This is a genomic window from Vibrio sp. 10N.222.47.A9, assembly GCF_963872585.1.
GTDB lineage: Bacteria > Pseudomonadota > Gammaproteobacteria > Enterobacterales > Vibrionaceae > Vibrio > Vibrio splendidus.
Genome location: NZ_CAWNBB010000065.1, coordinates 15,418 through 37,343 on the forward strand (window position 1 = coordinate 15,418; position 21,926 = coordinate 37,343).

General features: G+C 46.5%; 15 protein-coding genes. 4 read left to right on the top strand and 11 right to left on the bottom strand.

The features are described from left to right. Positions 1-45: 45 nt before the first annotated feature. From AACT19_RS20760 to AACT19_RS20775, 4 genes are all read right to left on the bottom strand, one after another. Complete coding sequence (locus AACT19_RS20760) at positions 46-1,293, bottom strand: ABC transporter substrate-binding protein (RefSeq protein WP_076648566.1); 1,248 nt, start codon at positions 1,291-1,293, stop codon at positions 46-48. An 18-nt stretch (positions 1,294-1,311) separates the two neighbouring features. After that, entirely contained in the window at positions 1,312-2,319 is a 1,008-nt protein-coding gene (locus tag AACT19_RS20765) for a LacI family DNA-binding transcriptional regulator (protein WP_076648568.1), read from the bottom strand. 446 nt (positions 2,320-2,765) lie between these two features. Next, a complete protein-coding gene (locus AACT19_RS20770) occupies positions 2,766-4,784 on the bottom strand; it encodes a methyl-accepting chemotaxis protein (protein WP_076648570.1) in 2,019 nt (672 codons plus the stop codon). A gap of 229 nt (positions 4,785-5,013) precedes the next feature. Then, positions 5,014-6,354, bottom strand: coding sequence for a carbohydrate porin (locus AACT19_RS20775; RefSeq protein ID WP_076648572.1), 1,341 nt, complete (start codon positions 6,352-6,354; stop codon positions 5,014-5,016). A gap of 53 nt (positions 6,355-6,407) precedes the next feature. On the opposite strand from AACT19_RS20775, the gene AACT19_RS20780 reads away from it, so the two are divergent. Then, entirely contained in the window at positions 6,408-6,698 is a 291-nt protein-coding gene (locus tag AACT19_RS20780) for a hypothetical protein (RefSeq protein ID WP_076648574.1), read from the top strand. A 29-nt stretch (positions 6,699-6,727) separates the two neighbouring features. On the opposite strand, the gene AACT19_RS20785 is transcribed toward AACT19_RS20780, so the two are convergent. Together AACT19_RS20785 and AACT19_RS20790 are read right to left on the bottom strand one after the other, a co-directional pair. Beyond that, entirely contained in the window at positions 6,728-8,788 is a 2,061-nt protein-coding gene (locus AACT19_RS20785) for a prolyl oligopeptidase family serine peptidase (protein ID WP_076648576.1), read from the bottom strand. Between the two features lie 11 nt (positions 8,789-8,799). Continuing rightward, positions 8,800-9,717, bottom strand: a complete 918-nt coding sequence (locus AACT19_RS20790; RefSeq protein ID WP_017081288.1) for a LysR family transcriptional regulator — start codon at positions 9,715-9,717, stop codon at positions 8,800-8,802. Between the two features lie 247 nt (positions 9,718-9,964). On the opposite strand from AACT19_RS20790, the gene AACT19_RS20795 reads away from it, so the two are divergent. The 3 genes from AACT19_RS20795 to AACT19_RS20805 all read left to right on the top strand — a co-directional run bounded on the left by AACT19_RS20795 (position 9,965) and on the right by AACT19_RS20805 (position 16,394). Further along, entirely contained in the window at positions 9,965-11,659 is a 1,695-nt protein-coding gene (locus AACT19_RS20795) for an L-lactate permease (protein ID WP_076648578.1), read from the top strand. Positions 11,660-11,956: 297 nt separating this feature from the next. Beyond that, positions 11,957-13,096, top strand: coding sequence for an FMN-dependent L-lactate dehydrogenase LldD (gene lldD / locus AACT19_RS20800; protein ID WP_076648581.1), 1,140 nt, complete (start codon positions 11,957-11,959; stop codon positions 13,094-13,096). A 442-nt stretch (positions 13,097-13,538) separates the two neighbouring features. Next, positions 13,539-16,394: an FAD-binding and (Fe-S)-binding domain-containing protein gene (locus AACT19_RS20805; protein ID WP_076648583.1), complete on the top strand. Its 2,856-nt coding sequence runs from the start codon at positions 13,539-13,541 to the stop codon at positions 16,392-16,394. Between the two features lie 130 nt (positions 16,395-16,524). Here the strand turns inward: AACT19_RS20805 and AACT19_RS20810 are convergent, their stop codons facing one another. The 5 genes from AACT19_RS20810 to AACT19_RS20830 all read right to left on the bottom strand — a co-directional run bounded on the left by AACT19_RS20810 (position 16,525) and on the right by AACT19_RS20830 (position 21,870). Continuing rightward, complete coding sequence (locus AACT19_RS20810; RefSeq protein ID WP_076648585.1) at positions 16,525-16,767, bottom strand: hypothetical protein; 243 nt, start codon at positions 16,765-16,767, stop codon at positions 16,525-16,527. Positions 16,768-16,927: 160 nt separating this feature from the next. Beyond that, positions 16,928-18,664, bottom strand: coding sequence for an ABC transporter permease subunit (locus AACT19_RS20815; RefSeq protein WP_076648587.1), 1,737 nt, complete (start codon positions 18,662-18,664; stop codon positions 16,928-16,930). Between the two features lie 4 nt (positions 18,665-18,668). Continuing rightward, positions 18,669-20,180, bottom strand: a complete 1,512-nt coding sequence (locus AACT19_RS20820) for an ABC transporter substrate-binding protein (protein ID WP_076648589.1) — start codon at positions 20,178-20,180, stop codon at positions 18,669-18,671. Positions 20,181-20,263: 83 nt separating this feature from the next. Then, positions 20,264-21,115 carry an ABC transporter ATP-binding protein gene (locus AACT19_RS20825; protein WP_017081293.1) on the bottom strand — a complete coding sequence of 284 codons (852 nt, stop codon included), beginning with the start codon at positions 21,113-21,115 and terminating at the stop codon, positions 20,264-20,266. Beyond that, a complete protein-coding gene (locus AACT19_RS20830; RefSeq protein ID WP_076648591.1) occupies positions 21,112-21,870 on the bottom strand; it encodes an ATP-binding cassette domain-containing protein in 759 nt (252 codons plus the stop codon). Before AACT19_RS20830 ends, AACT19_RS20825 begins: the two co-directional genes overlap by 4 nt. Positions 21,871-21,926 lie beyond the last annotated feature (56 nt).

Here is a 21,926-nt window from a genome sequence, read left to right on the forward strand (position 1 = left end):
AAGCGCGTTATCCACGCTTCCTCACTTACTTAAAGTAAAAACAAATTAAAGATTACGCGTGCGACGCTTGATTAGACGCTCAGCCTCTTTAAGCGCTGTCTTGATGTCTTTGCCTTCATCAAGTACTTCCATCAAAGCGTTCTCTAAGATAATAGAACGTGCAACGTGGTCGCCTTGTGCTGGAGATACTGGTTTGATGTTCTGTGCCACTTCAGCAAACAGTAGACGAGCTTTTTGCCCACCTAGGAATTCCATCTCTTCTTGGAAAAGCTCATCGTCATACGTGGTGATGTTCGCAGGGAAAGCAGCAATCGTTTCGAAGTGTTTTAGCTGTACTTCACGATCCGTCGTCATGTATTCAATAAGCGCCCAAGCTTCATCTGGGTTTTCTGATTGAGTTGGGATAGATAGGAATGAACCGCCCCAACTGCCGTAGATGCCATCAGGTAGGTTTTCTACTGCCCACTTACCTTTAGTTTCAGGAGCAATCCAGTTGTTTAGGTGACCAAGAAGCCAAGCGCCAGAAAGTTGAGTTGCAAATGTGCCGTTGCGGAAGCCTTCGTACCATTCGTTAGACCAAGCCAGAATGCGGCCGTCTAAGCCTTTGTCGCGAATCTCTTTTGCTACTTCAAAAGCGTGAACAAAACGCTCTGATGTAACCACTGGGTTGCCATCTTTATCGAAATACAGACCTTCACCTTCAGGAACGGTCGTGAAGATAATCGCTTGTGCCACGTCGGCTGCCGAAGCGATAAGTTGTACGTTTTGCTCTTTCAGTTTTTCACCAGCAGCGATGTATGAATCCCAATCTTTGATTGCTTCTTCTACATCAATACCTGCGTTTTCGAATACGTCGGTACGGTAGTACATAACACCTGGACCTAGGTCGACAGGGATACCATACATATCGCCGTCAGCGCCTTTGCCTTGTGCCCATGCGTAAGGTGCGAATCGTTCTTCGTATTTATCTGCACCGTAGTTTTCAGACAGGTTAACTAGGCCGCCAGAGCCAACAAATGGACCAATTTTCTCAACGTCGACAACAATCACATCACCGGCACCAGAGCCCGTTGCAAGGTTCGTTGTGAGTTTCGTGTGGTGGTCACCGTGGTTGTTCATAAGGTAATCAACTTTAATCCCCGTTTCCTTTTCGAAATCAGGCAGTAATACCTTCAGGCTGCTATCGAAATCAGGGAAACCGTCGAAACGAATTTCTTTGTCTGCTGCATTTGCAGCTGTTGTACCTAATCCTAAAGCAACCGCGCATGAAAGCGCTAAGGTCTTAAATTTCATGTTCTATCCTTAATATTTTTATAGGGTAACTGGTAAATCCGATACCGAGTTTCTAGTGACCAACGTCGGCAGCAATTTAAAGTTCACGTCATGTTTTATTTTTTTTAGCTTCTGTAGAGTGAGCTGTACTGCTTCAACGCTCATCTCTTCAATAGGGAAATTAATGGTGGTCAAACTAGGGGTCAGATAGCGCGCGAAGATGGTGTTATCGAAGCCCACCAGTGATACATCTTTAGGAACAGACAGTCCCTCTTGATGCAACACCTCGAAGGCGCCAAATGCCATGTGGTCATTCGAAGCAAATACTGCTGTGAAATGACACTTACGATTAATCAGCTTCTTCATAGCACTGATGCCCGTCTCTTCAGTAAAGCCCGCTTCCGAGACTAATGCTTCATCGTATGGCACACCCGCTTCTTCCAAGGCCTTTCGATACCCCTGCAAACGCCCCCTAGCATCTGCTTTATCTAAAGGCCCGGTAATACACGCGATATCTGTATGTCCCTTTTGCAAAAGATGTTGAGTAGCGAGTAGCCCCCCGACTTCGTTATCAATATCAATGCAACTCATCGCCATTTCTGGGATGAAGCGGTTAATTAAAACCACAGGGGTCCCCTGTTCTTCCAATTCAATTAAATAATCATCACTGAGCAGTTGAGTATGAAGAATCAAAGCATCAACACGACGCCCCAACAGAAACTCCACAGACTCACGTTGCCCTTGCTCAGTATTCGAACCCGCTGTAACCACAGCGTGGTAACCAAAGCGGCGTAGGTTCTCTTCTATGCAATGCAAAATGCCTGAATAGAAAGAACCGCCAAGTTCTGGAACAACAACACCCACACTACCAGTACGACTTGAAGCCAAGGCTTGAGCGATAGAGTTCGGGCGATAACCCAATTCTTTGATCGCTTTTTCAACCTTTAACTTCTTGTCATGACTGACTCTGCTAGTGCCATTAATAACCCTAGACACTGTCGCCTGAGACACACCTGCATGTTCTGATACGTGTTTAATTGTTGCCACTCGAACCTCGATACTTCATTAGCTTGTAACCGCTTACAAAACGATTATTAAGAAATTACGTTTTAGTTGAAGTGAGTGTCATCACACTAAAGTTGGAGGTAAAAAGGCCAGTTGTGGAAATCATGAAAGCGCTTACAGATTAACTTCACACCATGAAACTGTTTCATGGGATTATTGTTCATATTATCAATATGGTGCTTGGTTACTTGTTCGTCAGATCAAACAAGTCCGCCTAAATCCATTTTTTGAAGGCGTCATTTGATGATGAATCCGCAGCTGACGGCAATATACACGGGGAAAGTGACCTTGTTATTTCAATGGCCTTTCGAAATTGTATGAGAACATTTCACGGTGATTTTTAGCTCAAAGCCTTTTCATCAAAAAACCAGATACGAAAACGCCCAGCGGAAGGCTGGGCGTGAAATCATGGAAGAAATTAACTGGCTCTAATCTTGGTGATTAGATGATTCCGCTAACTTAAACTCTTGAGTTAATGAGAATTGCTGTTGCGACATGGTTTCAAGCTGTTGACCGTGGGAAAAAAGCACTTGGGAACGTTGCGAGTTATCTTCAGCCAAGGTGTGTATCTGACTGATATTTTGAGTGACTTGAGAGGCAACGACTTGATGCTCTGTCGTCGCGGTCGCGATTTGATGACTCCTTTGCTCAACCTCATTAAGCAGATCAGACACCGTCGATATCGAGTGATTCACTTCGCCGGTTTGTTCTACGCATTGAACCATACCCACCACGCACTGATTGATCTGTTCAACCGCCAGTTTAGAGCTAGTTTGCAACTGCTCGATCTTGTTGTGTATCTCTTGTGTAGAAGCATTAGTTTTGGCCGCTAACACGCGAACCTCATCCGCAACCACAGAGAAACCACGCCCTTGCTCTCCAGCTCGCGCCGCTTCTATTGCCGCATTCAACGCCAGTAAATTGGTTTGCTCAGAGATCCCAGATATCACATCCAGAATGGACCCAATACTGGCGCTTTCGCTTTCAAGCTGACCAATGGTCGCCGTTGATTCCGCCAGCTTATTTTCTAAGCTGCCCATCAATTCAACGCTTTTATCCATGGTCTTTTGCCCATCACTGGAACTGGATACCGCGTCGGTCACTAGCGTTAGAGTTTGATTGGCCGCCTGAGTGATTTCCGTCACTGAGCACTCAATTTGTTCCATCGCTGTCGCTACCATCACCGTTTGATTGGTTTGTTCTTGCATCGCTTCACTCAGAGAACGGCTGGTGCTTTGGTTTTCAAGGGAAGCTTCCTTTAAACGTGTTGAGGAGTGGCGCATGTTGTCAATCATTTGGGTCAGGTGACTGATCACCAAATTGACTTTATCGCTCACCAAACCAAATTCATTATTGGCTTGATACTGAACCATCACGCTCAAGTCTTTTTTGGCGACTTGGTCTAGTGCACTTTGCAGTAATTTACTTGGCTTGCGAATCCCTTTAGCAATGTTCAGCCCGATTAGCAGCGCAATAAAAACCGACCCAATAGCAATGATGGCCTGCATCAAGAGTGCTTGATGAGAGAAGTCCATCGACTCGTTATATAAACGTTTAGCCGTGTCTTCCGCGTACATAGAAAGCTCATCAAAATGGCTTAACTGCACATCAATGAGCTGTTCGATCTCCACTCTTTGCTGAGCAATGCTCTCATGTAGCTTCACGGTTTCCATATGCGTTGACACAGATCCTTGCGCTGAAAATACATGTGAAGCGAGCAGTGATAAAGACTGTTTACTGCGGCGTAACAAAGATGAGTCCAGATTATCCAAATCTGATACAGCTTGTTCGAATCGCTCTTTACGACTTTGTAGACGACGCTCAACACCACGAACCTCCGATGACGTTTGCAGAGAGAAAGCTTCATTCGCTTCTGCGGCAATCAAACTCAACTGAACCAACAAGGCTTCTACCGCTTTTTGCGTGTTACCCGAACTCGTACTCGCCAATTGATTAACCAAGGTGTTATTGAGTTGTCCTACCACAGATTGAAATTGTTCCTGATCCATCGAACCGAGATCTTTACTATCCAAATAAGAGACGTATAAGTTCAAGGACTGCTCTATCTTATTGATGGTGGCAACGCCCGTTTCTTCAATATTTTGGAGTATGGGTTCAAGTGGTGAGCCCGATTCAGCCTTGCCATCAAACCAATTTAACTGCTGCTGATATTGCTCGATATTACTCAAAACGGTTTGTTTCAGCGGTTCGAGCTCATCAATGTAGTTGGCGGATAAATAGGGAGTAGTGCTGCGATTAATGTCCAAAAAACGAATGGTGAGCGTGGAGGATTGGAGCATTAAAGGAGTGGCTTGTTGAGTTATGGTTTCGATATGTGTGGTTATGTTCTTGTTACTGCTAATACTCAACCATGCGCTACCAAGCATGATTACGATCAGCGTGAAGAAACCTAAATAAACTCGAGACACGATGGAAGAAAGTCTCATCGTTATTCCTTGATCTAGTGGCGAAAAAAAGGGCACAAAAATGTGCCCAAGAATGGAGTTAATTGAAACGTGCCCTAATCAATCTGCCTTTAGGGCTAAAATGGACAGTATTACTTACTCTTTAAAAGCATAGGTATTTCAACGTATGCTCTTAAAAAGCATGGATATTCGAAAGTATGGCTCTTTGAAAATATGCCTAATTCAAAGAGCTATTGTTTCTAGCTTGTGATTACCACCAAGCTTCAAACATTGCGCCGAACGACAATGTATCAACATTGGTTGTCTTCACTGTGTTTCCTTTCGTTTCTACATCACCCACGGTTGTGTAGAAGCGAAGCATTGGACGACTCCAAGGTAAGCCACCTAGAGAAACGTTTTGAGACAGCGTTACTTTCCACGCATTCTCTTCACCGTCGTCATCGTAATCAACCATGCCGTAGCCAGCTTCTAACCATGTAGAGTGAACATCATCCCATTGGTACTGTGGACGAACGATACCCGCGTATTCAGTATTCTCACGATCTAAGTCTGAGCCAGAGTTGTCTTTGTAAGACACTAAGTAATCAATGATGAACTGTTCAGATGCAGCGTAGCTACCCTCAACACTTGCATACAAAGTCTGGTAATCACCTTTAAGGTCATATACCGATGAATCGGCACCGTCACCGTACTTAACAACCAACTTGTTAGACTCACCCAAGCCTAATGTTGCACCTACTAGGTAGGCCGTTTCATCACTGACTTTTTGTCCTTGAGTCACGACAGGCTGCATTGAATCTGTCACTGGATCGTATACGTACTCAGTCGTCGTAGACGTATCCGCTTCGCTCGATGCAAAACCGTAGTTCGCGTAAAAATCCAGATTACCAATACCTGCGTCAATACTGTGTAGCTTCGCGGTTACAGCGTATCGACCATTATCATTGACGAGGCCGCCTTTCACTTGGCCTACAAAGCCCATATCTAGCTTCGCGCCACCGAAATCTAGGTTGTTAAAGCCAGCGCCTTGACCATCGTGTGTCATCCAGAAGTAATCGTTCAAACCTTGTTGCGGACGTTGATGGAAGTCGCGACCAGCCCACATATAAAGTTCTGGTTGGCTTTCAAATACGTTAGTTACACCTGCGTACATTTTTTTCATACTCAGGCCGCCGTCGTCAGCCCAAGCGTCTGCTTCCCAGTGGTCAGCCATGAATACGATGTCCCAAATCGCACCATTGTCAGCTTGGAAAAGCTTAGCTAGCTGAACCTCACCACCATTAGCTTCGTTACCCAAACGACCGACAGAACGACCTGTTGTACCGATGTCTACGTAACGCTCATCACCGCTCTTGTAGTGAGCGCCGTAACGAGCATAACCAGAGAAGACGATGCCATCTGGCACCTTAGTTTCTGCTGTTAAAACTGCGGGCTGTTGATCGTTAACATAATCAATTTCAACAACCTTAGATTCTAACTCTTGGATTCGTTTTTCTAATGCTTCGATATTAGTATCAGCAGCAAAAGAAGAGAGTGAAGCAAGCGATGCCGCCACTGCGACCGTTATTGGCAAAAGCTTAAATTTTTGCATTGTATTTCCCTATTATTTTTTTGAGTTTTCATCGAACAGGGAAATATTAAGCAATGAAAGAGTTGAAAAGTTGGTCGCTGTTCACACTGATAAATCAGCTTAAATGCCATGAAACTTTTAGAAAATCCATGACGAAAACTACTGATTTCAGATCAACAGGTTATAGTAAAAAATGCGTAAAATATCAGCTTGAAATCGCTTTCATTTCATCAGTAATGGTGGCGGCTATCACGGAAAAGAGTGTCGAAAAGCAAAGAGAACGAGGTGTGAATTTGATTGGTTTTCATATATATGAAAAACCTCAAAATCTAAGGCAGATTTTGAGGCTTTTTGGTCTGAGTTAAATACCCAGTTATCTAAAATCAAGTATTCGCTACAATGAATCTAGAGACTCAATTCCCATATTGAACAGGGTAAATGCGTAGATATCAGCAGTGAGGTCGATAGCTTTACTCAGCGGCATACCTGCCCCATGCCCTGCATTGACGTCAATACGGATCATCACTGGCACGCCACCTTCATGCTTATCTTGCAGCTCTGCAATGAATTTATAAGAGTGAGCAGGTACCACGCGATCATCGTGATCGGCTGTAGTAACCAATGTCGCAGGGTAATCCGCGCCGCGCACCACATTATGAACCGGAGAATAACCAAGCAGGTATTCAAACATCTCTTTATTCTGCGCTGACGTGCCGTAGTCGTACGCCCAGCCTTCACCAGACGTGAATGTGTGGTAACGCAACATGTCCAACACCCCAACCGCAGGTAAAGCCACTTGGAACAGCTCAGGCCTTTGTGTCATGCAAGCGCCAACCAACAAGCCTCCGTTAGAACCGCCGCGGATCGCTAACTTATCGCTGCTGGTGTAGTTCTCTTCAATTAAGAACTCCGCAGCAGCAATGAAGTCATCAAATACATTCTGTTTTTGTTGTTGTGTACCGGCTTTGTGCCACGCCTTACCGTATTCGCCACCACCACGTAAGTTTGGCACCGCATATACGCCACCCAGTTCTAGCCAACTGCCCACAGTGCCCGAGAAAGAAGGCGTTAGGCTAACGTTAAAGCCACCATAGGCGTACAACATGGTTGGAGTATTACCATCTAACACTAATCCCTTCTTATAACAGATAAGCATCGGAACCTTGGTGCCATCCTTCGAGGTATAGAAGACTTGTTTAGACTCAAATTGATCCGACTCAAACGGAGACTCAGAGCGTTGGTAGATTTCAGAGCTTCCAGATTCAACATCAAAAGAGAAAATCGTTGGCGGCGTTACATAGTTGGTAAAGGTGTAATGAAGCTGGGTTTGCTCGTTTTTTCCACCTAAGCCGCTGGCCGTTCCGAGACCAGGTAAATGAATTTCACGAACTAGGCTACCTTGGTAATCCAGCTGCTCAATCTTAGACACCACATCGACCATGTAATGAGCAAACAAGTAACCACCGCCAGTGCTGATATCTAACGGCTGTGGCTTTTCAGGAATGATATCGAGCCATTTCCTATCGCGAGTATCAAAGCTCACCACCTTGCCATTAGGCGCATCGAGATTGGTGTATAAAATAAAGACTTCATCTTGGTTATCGATGAGGTACGTATCGCTATCCACATGATCAATCAGCGTGTTCAGCGATTGTTCAGGTGAATTTAAATCGATATAGAACAGTCTGTTACCCGATGTCGACTCTCGACCTAGAATGATCAAGTAACGGTCGTCTTCGGTGGTGTAACCCGACACATAGCGGTGCTGCTCGGCATTATTCTCACCAAAAACCACTTTGTCGCTAGCTTGTTCTGTACCCAACTCATGGAAGTAAAGTTTGTGCTGTTCGGTACGTGCAGAAAGCTGGCTACCGTCTGGCTTATCGTAACTAGAGTAATAAAAGCCACGATTACCCAACCAAGAAATGCCGGTAAATTTAGCGTCGGTGATTTCGGCTTCAAGCTGCTGTTTAGTCTCGGTATCGATAACAAAGATCTTACGCCAGTCACTACCACCCTCTGAAATACTGTACGCCACTAGGCTGTAATCTTTCGAAAACGACACCGAACCCAGTGATGTGGTGCCATCTTCCGAGAAAGTGTTCGGATCTAGGAAAATTTCTTCTTGTTGCCCTTCTTTGTGACGATAGAGAATGCTGTGATTCTGCAGGCCATCGTTCTTATAGAAATAGGTGTACTCACCTCGTACAAACGGCTGCGAGCTCTTTTTGTAGTCTTGCGCTTTTGCTAATCGCTCTCGCAGTTCTGCGCGATACGGGATTTGAGCAAGGTAATCGAACGTGACCTCATTTTGGCTCGCCACCCACTGCGCGGTTTCGTCGCTTCTGTCGTCTTCTAACCAGCGATAAGGGTCTTCAATTATGTGATCAAAATAGTCATCGCTGACGATCTGTTTGTTGGTGACTGGATATTGATACTCTTTTAAATAGCTCATCGTGATCCTTATTAAAAATAATGTGAAATCGTCAGGTAACGCGTTCTGATGTGTTCAATCAATAACTTAATCTTATTCGGTGGCTGGCGCGTAAAGGGGTACACCGCATAAATACCGAGCTTCTTGCCGACTAAATCAGGGAATATATCCACCAGCTGGCCGTTACGAATGTCGTGATAAACCAAACAGCGCGGTACATACGCGACCCCATGACCGCCCAACGCGGCTTTTCTTAATGCCGTCGCATTATCGGTAGAAAAAGAGCCCGAGACGCGCACTATGTATTTATCGTTATCAGTAAAGCCATCTTTACTATGCAGAAATTGCCACTCACTGGCACCCGTTGTTTGATAAGCGTATTGCAGACAATTGTGCTCAACCAAATCCTTGGGCTGCATCGGCTTACCATTCTTGGCGATATAAGACGGAGAAGCACATACCACCCATTGAGAGTCCAAGATATGACGGGCAATTAAGCTGGAGTCTTCCAAGTAGCCGGTTCTAATCACTAAGTCGAGGCCATCATCAACCAGATCCACAAAGCGATTGTTAAGAGACATATCGACCGTTAAACCTGGGTGCATATTACAAAACTCGGCAACAGCGTCTGCCAGAATCAAATCTCCGGAGATAGTAGGCACTGACATTTTGATATGACCACTAACATTTTCACCAAAGCCTGAAACTGCGTCCATAGCCTCTTGAGCCGCCTGCTTCACATTTTTGGCTCCGTGTAACATTGCCTTACCCGCCTCGGTAAGCGTCAATTTACGCGTGGTTCGATATAATAGCTGCACGCCAATCTCTTCTTCCAAACGCGCAATTCTCTTACTAACTACCGAATTTGTAAGGTTATTTTGCTCTGCCACCTTACTAAAACTGCCCAGCTCTACTACCTGTGAAAACAGGATCAAATCGTCTGCTCGCATTTGATTATGCCAATTTTGGAATTAATTATTTTCATTATTTCCCTATATCAATAAAAAATAAAGGGGTAAATTCACGCCAAATTAACAAAACAATTACAAAAACAGCTTTTGCAATCACATCGGTTACAAATAAAGCGACTCTAATTACAACAATTGAATCCTCGAGATTCAGATTACACCTACAAAACTAATGACGTGTTATTCACTTCAAACATGAACGTTTGAAAACAAGTACGAGGAAGTACCCATGAGTGAAACTCTACTAGCATTATTGGCCTTTTCGCCAATAGTTGTTGCAGCGATTCTGCTGGTTGGCCTTAACTGGCCTGCAAAAAAAGCGATGCCCGTGGCATTTGCGTTAACCGTTGCTATCGCCCTATTCGCATGGGATATGTCTAGCACTCGCGTGCTGGCTTCAGTATTCCAAGGCTTCGGCATTACCGTGTCGGTTCTCTGGATTGTGTTTGGCGCCATCTTCTTATTAAACACTTTGAAACACACCGGAGCTATCACCACCATCCGCAACGGCTTTACTGACATATCAGCAGACCGTCGTGTGCAAGCGATCATCATCGCTTGGTGTTTTGGTTCATTCATTGAAGGTGCGTCTGGCTTCGGCACACCCGCTGCAATCGCCGCTCCGTTATTGGTTGCAATTGGCTTCCCAGCGTTAGCTGCGGTACTGATGGGCATGATGATTCAATCTACGCCGGTATCGTTCGGCGCGGTGGGTACACCTATCATTGTTGGCGTAAACAAAGGTTTGGATACGCACAACATCGGTGAAAGCCTGATTGCCAATGGTTCAACATGGGATGCTTACCTACAACAGATCACATCAAGTGTTGCAATCATCCACGCCTGCGTTGGTGTGATGATTCCTGTATTGATGGCAATGATGCTGACTCGCTTCTTCGGTAAGAACAAAAGCTGGACTGAAGGTCTTGATATCCTGCCATTCGCACTATTCGCAGGTGCCGCTTTCACCATTCCTTACGCACTAACGGGTGTTTTCCTCGGAGCTGAGTTCCCATCACTGATTGGTGGTTTGGTTGGCCTTGCTATTGTTGTAACAGCAGCAAAACGTGGCTTCCTAGTCCCTAAATCAAAATGGGATTTCGAAAGCGAAGACAAGTGGCCAGCAGAATGGCTAGGCTCTTTGAAAATCGACCTTGATGACAACAACCAAAACCATAAAAAAATGAGCATGGCGATGGCATGGGCACCTTATGTTCTGCTCGCTGTCACTCTAGTCGCTAGCCGTGTGAGCCCTGAGTTCAAAGGCCTACTTAAGAGCGTTAGCCTTTCTTTCAGCAACATCCTTGGCGAGACAGGCGTAAGCACAGCGATTCAACCTCTGTATCTACCTGGCGGTATCTTGGTCTTCGTCGCACTGGTTGCTGTTCTAATGCAATCACGCAGCGCAACACCACTGGCCAAAGCTTTTGGTGAGTCGAGCAAGACTCTGATTGGCGCAGGCTTTGTGTTGGTGTTCACCATCCCAATGGTTCGTATCTTTATTAACTCTGGCGTGAACGGCGCTGATTTAGCAAGTATGCCAGTAACCACTGCCAACTTTGCAGCTGACCTAGTCGGCAGCGCATTCCCAGCGTTAAGTGCCACGGTCGGTGCGTTAGGTGCCTTCATTGCAGGTTCGAACACCGTTTCAAACATGATGTTCAGCCAGTTCCAATTCGAAGTAGCACAAACTCTGTCTATCTCTAGTGCTGTGGTTGTTGCTCTGCAAGCCGTTGGTGCAGCAGCAGGTAACATGATTGCGATTCACAACGTGGTAGCCGCATCGGCGACCGTAGGCTTATTAGGACGCGAAGGCGCAACACTACGTAAGACTATCATCCCAACGTTCTACTACTTGGTGATGACAGGAATCATCGGCCTAGTGGTTATCTACGGCTTCAAAATGACAGACGCACTTATGTAAACCATAAGTCGTTACAAAAGCACTTGGCGTTAATACTCAATTCCCCGACTGTAACACCGTCTAATAAGACAGTTGATGAGTTTCGGAATGGATACTAAAACACATCAACACCCTCGGGTATTAACGCCATTTTATTGCTTAACTGTTTCACTGTTTATTTGCTTCACAGGTTATTTTATTTATCGATGAGTTGCTTCACCGATTAAGAAACAACAAACACTTACTTTTCAAGAATTAAAGCAGCCCAAGCCAAGCTCTCATAGAAGGGCAACATCCCAAGAATTTAGGACTGAAATTATGATCATATCCACATCGACTGATTACCGCGCCGCAGCAAAAGCAAAATTGCCACCGTTTCTTTTTCACTACATTGACGGCGGTTCTTACGGAGAACATACCCTACGCCGCAACACGGCCGATCTTGCAGAGATCGCACTCAAGCAGCGTGTACTTAATGACATGTCGGACCTAAATTTGGAAACCGAATTGTTTGGCGAAAAACTGGCGATGCCGATTGTCTTAGCTCCGGTTGGACTAACAGGCATGTACGCACGACGTGGCGAAGTACAAGCGGCTAAAGCGGCTGACAACAAGGGCATCCCTTTTACCATGTCGACCGTATCGGTATGCCCGATCGAAGAAGTGGCACCTAAGATTGAGCGCCCAATGTGGTTCCAACTTTACGTGCTAAAAGATCGTGGCTTCATGAAGAACGTATTGGAACGTGCCAAAGCGGCAGGCGTAACAACACTGGTCTTCACGGTGGATATGCCTGTACCTGGCGCTCGTTACCGTGACATGCACTCAGGAATGAGTGGTCCAAATGCAGCAATACGTCGTGTATTCCAATCTATGCGTCATCCTAGTTGGGCTGTTGATGTTGGCCTACTAGGCAAGCCACACGATCTTGGCAATATCTCTACTTACCGCGGTTCTCCAACCAAACTTGAAGACTACATCGGTTGGTTGGGTGACAACTTCGACCCGTCGATTTCATGGAAAGACCTAGAGTGGATCCGTGATTTCTGGGACGGCCCAATGGTCATCAAAGGCATTCTTGATGAAGAAGATGCAAAAGACGCCTTGAGATTTGGCGCAGACGGTATCGTAGTTTCAAACCACGGTGGTCGTCAGCTAGATGGTGTTCTATCAAGTGCTAAAGCACTGCCTGCGATTGCAGACGCGGTAAAAGGCGACACCAAGATTCTGGTCGACTCTGGCATTCGTACTGGCTTAGATGTAGTTCGCATGATGGCGATGGGCGCAGACTGCACCTTGCTTGGCCGCTCTTTCGTCTACGCGTTAGCAGCGCAAGGACAAGCAGGTGTTGAGAATCTACTCGACCTATATGACAAAGAGATGCGCGTTGCCATGACACTAACTGGCGCGAAGACAATCAAAGACTTAACTCGTGATTCTCTGGTGGGGCTAGATTAAACCTCAACGATTTAGGTTCGGATTCGGACTAATGCTTTGGTCTACTTAGACTGAAGTTCAATCGGTGTCACAGCAATTCCACTGTCGTTGTGACACCGTTTAAGCACTGGAAAATAAAATAAAAACTAGGGCGTGTTGATCTTTCGAGCTGATTTTTGCAGCGAGTTGCTGGGTATTTATACAAGGCAGAGGCGTCGATGTGTAGCTAGCCTACATGAGAAGCCGATAACGTAGTAGAAATGGCCAGCAAACGCTGCCCGAAGGGTTCGAGCTGGGCGCCCCCGCAAAAAGCGTTTTACTCTTTGTTGAGGGGGATTTGCTTAGAGTGACTAGGCTACTTCCCCCTCGCCGCGATTAAAACGCTTTTATCTCGAACAAAATTTAACCACGAAAGGTCAACACGCCCTGATCAGTGCCAAATAAGAAGCACAAGGAAGCAAAGATGGAGACAAACACATCCCATGAGCGAGTAATAGACGCACAAGCTTATCAGCAGCTTGAAGCGATACTGGCTCAAAAAATAGAAACAGAACGCATTGTCACTCAAGAGGCAAAGCGATTGGCTTACGGCACCGATGCGAGTTTCTATCGCTTGGTGCCGAAAATGGTTCTAAGGCTCAAGAACTTAGACGAAGTCATATTCACCATTCAAAGTTGTCGCGAACTCGGTATTCATTTTACCTTTCGCGCCGCGGGCACCAGCCTGTCAGGGCAAGCCGTTTCAGACTCGGTACTCATCACACTGACCGATGACTGGCGTGGCCACGAAATCGTCGACAACGGCAATCAAATCATTCTTCAACCGGGCGTGATTGGCGCTGATGCCAACAAATACCTTGCCCCTTTCCAACGTAAAATCGGCCCAGATCCAGCTTCAATCAATACCTGTAAAATCGGTGGTATCGCCGCGAACAACGCCAGTGGCATGTGTTGTGGTACTGCGCAAAACTCGTATCGCACCGTTGAGAGCATGAAAATCGTATTGAGTGATGGCTCCCTGCTTGATACGGCTGACAAAGCAAGTGTTGAGGCATTCAAGGAATCACATAAAGACCTGTTTGAAGGCATTGTCGTATTACATCAACAGACAGCTTCAAACCAAGAACTCGCAGACAGAATCCGCCACAAGTACCGCCTCAAAAACACCACTGGCTACGCTCTGAATGCCTTGGTCGATTACCACGATCCAATTGAGATCATCAAACACTTGATGATTGGCTCAGAAGGCACACTAGGTTTCATTGCTGAGATTACCTACAACACGGTGATTGAGCACCCAAATAAAGCCTCTGCTCTGTTGGTATTTGCCGACATCGAGCAAGCCAGTAAAGCCGTAACTACGCTATCAAAAACACCCGTTGCTGCGGTTGAATTGATGGACGGCAGAGCGCTGCGTTCAGTTGCTGATAAGCCAGGTATGCCTGCATTCATGCCGAACTTGGATTTAGAAGCCGCGGCTATTTTGGTGGAATCACACGCCAGCTCCCAGCCGGACTTAGATTTACAATGTAAATCAATTTTGGACGCATTGACTGAATACACGATTGTTGAATCGGTGCCTTTCACTTCCGATCCAAAGACAGTCGCAACTCTGTGGGGCATCCGAAAAGGCATGTTCCCTGCCGTTGGAGCCGTTCGTGAAGTTGGCACAACCGTTATCATCGAAGACGTGGCTTTCCCTGTCGAAAACCTCGCTAATGGTATTCGAGAGCTGCAAGAGCTGTTCGACAAATACGACTACAGCGAAGCGATCATTTTCGGTCACGCCCTCGAAGGTAACCTGCACTTTGTATTTACTCAAGGCTTCGACAGCCAAACAGAAATCGACCGCTACGGCGGCTTCATGGATGACGTTGCCGAACTGGTTGCGGTGAAATACCAAGGTTCTCTGAAAGCAGAGCATGGTACTGGTCGTAACATGGCGCCTTATGTGGAATTGGAATGGGGTAAAGATGGCTACGCCTTGATGCAACAGATCAAAGCACTGTTTGACCCAGAAAGACTGCTCAACCCCGGCGTTATCATCAACGACAACCCGAATTCACACATCACCAATTTGAAGCCAATGCCTGCTGCCGATGACCTTGTCGACCGCTGTATTGAATGTGGCTTCTGTGAGCCTGTTTGTCCGTCTCGTACGCTCACTCTATCACCACGCCAACGTATTGTTTTATATCGCGAGCTACAACGCCGCCGTGCCGCAGGTGAAGAGATAGAAGCAAGTGAGCTAGAGAAAACCTTCGAATACCAAGGTATCGATACCTGCGCCGCAACTGGCCTGTGTGCCGAGCGTTGCCCAGTGGGAATCAACACCGGCGATTTGATCAAGAAGCTTCGTATTGCCAAATACGAGAAATTTACACCAATCGCCAAATGGACAGCTGATCATTTCTCGACCACCACAAAACTCACCAAGGCTGGCCTCAAAACCAACCAAGTAGCGAGCAAAATATTAGGCGCAAATACAGTCGGCAAGCTAACTAACGGCTTGCGCTCAATAACTAAAGGTGCGACACCCGTTTGGATGCCTGAGATGCCACAATCCAATAGTCACGCGCTAGTCTCATCACCAGTGACGGCAGAAAACTCAAGCAATCATAAGAAGGTGGTTTACCTGCCTTCGTGTGCCAGTCGCACCATGGGACAACAGAGTGATGCGGGCGACCAGCGTCCTCTGACTGAAGTGACCATGTCTTTGCTTAACAAAGCAGGATTTGAGGTTATTCTTCCGAAGAAGCTAGACGACCAATGTTGTGGCATGCCTTACGACAGCAAAGGGATGACCGATTTAGCCCAATCTAAAGCTCAACAGCTCGAAGAAGTGTTGTGGCAGGCCAGTCGTCAGGGTGAATACCCAGTATTAATGGACACCAGCCCATGTGCTAAACGCAGTATTGAACAGTTCACCAAACCGTTAGAAGTATTAGAGCCGACAGGGTTTGTGAATCAATACTTGCTTGAGCACCTGACACTTGAGCCGCTGCAAGAAACCGTGATGCTGCATGTGACTTGTAGCTCTCGTCGAATGGGTTTGGAAGGCGCGATGTTGAGCCTTGCTAAAGCCTGTACCGAAGAGGTGATTGTTCCTGAGCATATTCAATGCTGTGGTTGGGCGGGTGATAAAGGTTTTACCACGCCAGAGCTGAATGAAGCGGCGGTACACCCACTCAAAGAGCAAGTGCCGAGCAACTGCACTCGTGGGTTCAGTAACAGTCGAACCTGTGAGATCGGTTTGTCACATCACAGTGGCATTCCGTATCAATCAATCTTGTACTTGGTGGACGAAGTCGCGCAATAGCGGAGCCTCCCCACTTAAGGTATCGAGCAATTAGCTTAAACCTAAAACGAAAAATGGCAGCCCAATCAGGCTGCCATTTCTTTATTCGATTTAAAACGTATTACCGAGCTAGATATTGATGAGCTAACGGTTACTGAGCTAAACGCATCAACTCTTCTGGTGAGTAGTGTTCTGCTTCTGCGCCTTTGCCGATTAAGTCGATCACTTGGAATTCGCTCATGTCACCAAACTCTTTGGTCAAGTAGTCGCGAAACGCTTTCTCATTCGGCCATTTACCTCGCACGATATAGCCATCCTCTTTGTCGAAGTCTTCCGTTTCAAAGAATGAAAAATCGGTCATACCGATATTGTGGCAATACAAAACAAGATACATGTTGAATCCTTAACGCTGAACACTTAACTAAACCAAAAGCCGATCGACAACCGATCCGAAAGCCAATTCTAAAAAACAGGCTCAAGGTTACAACATAAAAAGCAAATCGAACACTCAATCGAATAGCACATCGAAAACTTAAGCAGCCTGCACTTTTTCGTTAATCATCAAACATCATATTAATTGCCGCACCTAACAGAATCAGCCCAACGATTGGCCCCATGACTGCCAATGGCGCGCGTTCAATGTAGGGCAAGTTTTCTGCAATCATCAAACCCCATTCCGGTGCAGGCGGTTTCGCACCTAAACCGATGAAGCTTAGCGAGGTCAGGCTCAATGTGATTACTGGCAGCCTCAACATTGCGTGTCTTAGCAACGGTGGCAACACGTAAGGCAGCAGATAAAAACGGAAAATTCTAAGCTTGCTCGTTCCCCACAACGGTGCGAGATGAGTATAAGGCTGGGCCTTAGCTTCCACAATTAGACTAGAGCAATGCGCCGCCAATGGCGCCCAAGATACTAATACAATCGCGATCAATGCGCTGTTCGGGTTCATGCCCGTTAAACCCGCAACCAACAGGCCAGCAATAATGTAAGGAATACCCTTAGTTATCTCGATAAGACCTTGGCTAAAGCGGGTATTGAAACCCATGATGATGCCTGTCACCAAACTCAAAAACGTCGCCAAGATACCGGCTTGGAAGGTCGAAACCATACCAGAACCGATCCTAGCTAATAGATCTCGACCAATGCCATCCGCACCCAATGGCACTTGCCAACTTGGATCTGCTAAACGAGAAAATTGACTGGTGTATGGGTCACGAAATGCAGCCCAAATTACAATTGCACTCAGGAACGAAAATATTGAAAAAGCAACAGCACGCTTGGTACGGCTCTGTGTAAAGCGAAACGAAGAATGGCTGCTAATCAGCTTACCGCTTTTCAGACTGTGACCCAGAATCAGCTGTTGAACAAACAAGCTCATGCTGCTCACGGCAATTGAAAATAGCAGCAATACCAATAAGCCGCCCTGCAGCATTGGTAAATCTTGCGCCTTAGCTGCGCCTAGAATCATGCGCCCGATACCCGGAATCGAGAAGATAAGCTCAACCGCGACCGCGCCACCAGTCAAACCAATCACGATCATCGCGATTTGTGGGATCAGGCTGCTCAGCGCTCTTTTCAGCGCAAAGCGAATAATTTGGTTAGAGTGAACGTTGGCACTAAGCCAAGTAATCACCCAAGGCTCATTTAAAACGCGTTGTAAACTGTCTCTGAGTAGGCGACTAAATAGGCCACTGGCGGGCAGTGCGAGCGCTAAACTCGGTAGCCATATGTCTTGCCAATTTTGCCAACCATACGGCGGCAGCCAACCTAACCAGATAGAGAACACCAGTATTAATACCGAGGCTACCACGTACTCTGGCAAGGATATTAATACGGTGCTTAAACTGCTGTAACTCTGCCCCAGCTTGCCCTTCTTCCAACTGCGTAAGGTAGCAAGTAAGCCTGCACCACACAGTACGAAAGTCATCACCAATGCGCTAGACATCAAAAACAGAGATGTCGACGCTGTTTTTTGAATACCTAGTGCAACCGAAGAGCCATCAATCCAGGATTTACCTAGGTCACCCGAAAAAGCGCTTCCTATCCAGTCGATCAAGCGCTCACTTGCCGAACGGTCAAGCTGAAGATCAGCGCGTACCGCTGCTAAAGCTTCAGGCGTAAGCAGGTGTTGTTGCCCCGCCCTCGCACGCAGAATGGATTGGCTTGGGTCGATGCCTGCAATGTCAGGCATCAAGCCAACAAGAATCACCACCACAATCAGTGAGGCAATTCTTGATAGCCAAGGCGTCAAGATAAATAAGGTTCGACGCAGAGTCTCAGCAGATAGCATCTATTTAGTTAGCCTGTTTCGCTTGTTTGATCTGTGTAGTTTGGTCAACTAAACGGCGCTCACTTGGGTCACGAACCACATTGCTCACGCGCTCGCTTTCACCTTGAATCACACGTTCGTGAAGCAATGGAATCGCAGCGAAGTCGTTAAGGATTTTTTGCTCGGCTTCGATGATCGCTTGCTGACGTAGTGTACCTAGTGGTTGTAGGTCTGCGTGAGTCAGTGCTTTATCTACATCTTGAGAACAGAACTGGCCAAGGTTGAATGAACCCTTACAACCAAAGTCACTCATCATGTAAGCCACTGGGTCACCCGAATCTAGAACCGTTGCACGAGAAAGGATAAACGCATCGAACTTGCCTGATAACGCATCGTTTTCAATCTGAGCATACTCACGGATATCCAGCTCAACGTTAAAGCCAGCCGCTTCAAGTTGCTGTTTAAGTAGTGCAGCCACTTCTGCAAGCTCAGCACGGTCGGTAAAGGTACCGATAACAATGCTTTCACCGTTTGCTTTTAGAGTCTTGTCGATTGCCTGACCTTCAGGTCGAATTTGTTCAGCCCAAGCAAGAGCAGGACCTAATAGACCTTGTGCAATATCCGCGTGGTTTTCATAAACGGTATTCACGATTTGCTCACGGTCTACCGCAGCAGCCGCTACCTTACGCAAGTTAATATCGCTGAATACGCCTGACTTGTTGTTTAGGTAAAGCGTATTGGTACGAGGCATTGCCACTTCATAAAGTAAGTTCGGATCAATGGTCGCGATTTGTGAAACGGGCACTGCTTCAACGATGTCTGCCGTGCCTGTTCTTAGAGCCGCAGCGCGCGCAAAACCGTTCGGAACGTATTCTGCAATCACAGATTCAACCTGCGCTTTTTGACCCCAGTAGCCATCAAAACGTTTCAGTTTCGCACTGGTTGTACCGTTAATTTCAGTCAACTCAAACGGACCTGTACCTGCACCCATTGGGCTAACACGGCCATCCTCTTGGTAAGCACTTGCTGCAAGAATCGCTAATTGAGGGCTTGATAAACGGCTCGGTAAAAGAGGGTCATCAAAGCTGGTCTTGATCTCTACGCGGTAGTTGTCCATCGCTTTCACTTCTAGATCGACACCATCTAGAATGCGTGGCTTAGGTGCAGCCTCAAGCGCTTTCTGCAAAGAGTTCACTACGGATTCTGCGGTTAATGTAGAGCCATCGTGGAATTTAACGCCTTGGCGAATAGTGAACTGCCAAGTCAGTGGATCAAGATGTTTCCAATCAGTCGCTAGCATTGGTTCTGCTTCTGAGGTTGGGCTCAAGTTCACTAACGTTTCAGCCGTGCTCCAACGTGATAGTTTGAACGCGTCATCAGAAAGTGGCGATAGGCCCATTCTTGGTGGCTGCATCATCGCAACACGAATTTCAGATTTGACCGCCGCATCGCTCGACTCTGGTTGAGAGTCAAAACAGCCCGTCAAAGGCAGAGCCAACGCAAGCGCGCAAGCCAGTTTGATTGAATTAAAACGCATAGTTATTTTTCTCTGTAAGCAGTGTTGTGTTAATAAGCAGTATTTCGTTAATAAGCAGTATTTCGCAATAAATAAGGTTGTGTTTAACAAGTAGATTTCGAAAGTGGCTGAGATTCGATCAGCAACTGAGTCGCAGGGTGAGCAGGTGTGCTCATCACTTGAGGTGTCGGTCCATGCTCCACCATCTCGCCATGGTCAAGAACCAGAATTTCTTCACAAAGCGCCTTTGCCGCACCGAGATCATGCGTCACCAAAACGATTCGCATGTCGCGCTTATTTTTCAGTGAGTTAAGTAAATCCAGCAACCTTTGACGGTTCACAGGATCAAGGCTAGCAGTCGGCTCATCGGCCACCAACACTGCGGGTCTAACGACAAGAGCCCGAGCGATAGCCACACGTTGAGCTTGGCCTGTAGAAAGTTGATTCGGTTTCAGTGATAACAAAGTGGCAGGTAAGCCCACGTCCAATAGCGTCTCTTCAATAATGCTTTCATGATTACCAGAAACGTCTAAGTTGCTTAGCGGTTCGGCTAAGATCTGTCGAACGGTATAGTAAGGGTTGAGACTGGTATGAGGTTCTTGTGGTACCAACTGGATCAAGCGACACACCGTTGCTTGCGTTTTGCTATTGCGAATCGGCAGCGAATGGCCAAATAGGCTGATTCGGCCAACAGTCGGTGATTTTAGGCCAAATAACAGCTCAATCAGTGTCGATTTTCCGGCACCAGAACGCCCAACAATGGCTAAGCTTTTGTCTTCAACATTAAGGTCGATGTTCTGCAGCGCTTTGAACGCCTTACCACCCAGCCAACTTGGCACTGAGTAATAGTGCACACCGACATTCTCGAACTTAATCTCGATCGGTGTTTGTGTTTCTGAATCTATCACTGGCATTAACGGCGAGACTTCTGAATTTAGTGGTAAGGTCGGGCTCATTCGATTAAGTCTCTCAATGAACAACAGAAAGCGTGAGAACTTGATTCAAGCGCATGTTTTGGTGCGCCGTAAGCCACCACTCCACCATCATCGATGACCAACAACTTGTCACACGCTAATGCGCTGTGCAGGTCATGAGTAATCAACAAGCCACCGATTTGTCGCTGTTTAACATTGTCTCGAATCAGCTTAAGTATCTCTTGCTCTGTCACCGGATCTAACGCGCTGGTTGGTTCATCGGCGATGATGAGATCGGCGTTACTCAGCAAGCCAATCGCAATACAAATCCGTTGACGTTGCCCTCCCGAAATTTGGCTCGGATATAACGGCAAGATGGTTTCAGGGTTAGGAAATCCAAGCTGCACTAACAATTCAGTGAGTTTGATCTTGTCTTGTGATTTAAGCTTAGTGCGCGTCCCCGTCAATGCCAAACTGAGTTGACCTTCAATGGAAACCAGAGGATTTAATGCTTGAAGCGCATCTTGAAAGATAACTGCGGGGCGCTGTACTGCGGTTCTTTGCAACATAGGCAAGCCACACACGGCATCGCCAGAAAGAGAAATATGGCCTTCAACCTCAACCGTATCTGGCAGAAAACCCGCAATCGCGCGTGAAAGCATCGACTTACCAATGCCTGATGGACCCATGATCGCCAACAGCTCACCTCGATATACATCGAAATGAATATCTTGAAAAAGTGTTCTCGAAGAGGTTTTGATCGTTAATTGGTCAACAGACAGAAGTGGGGCGTTCACGCAGATACTCATAAATGGATGTTATAACATAACAACTCTATCATTAAGCCTACATG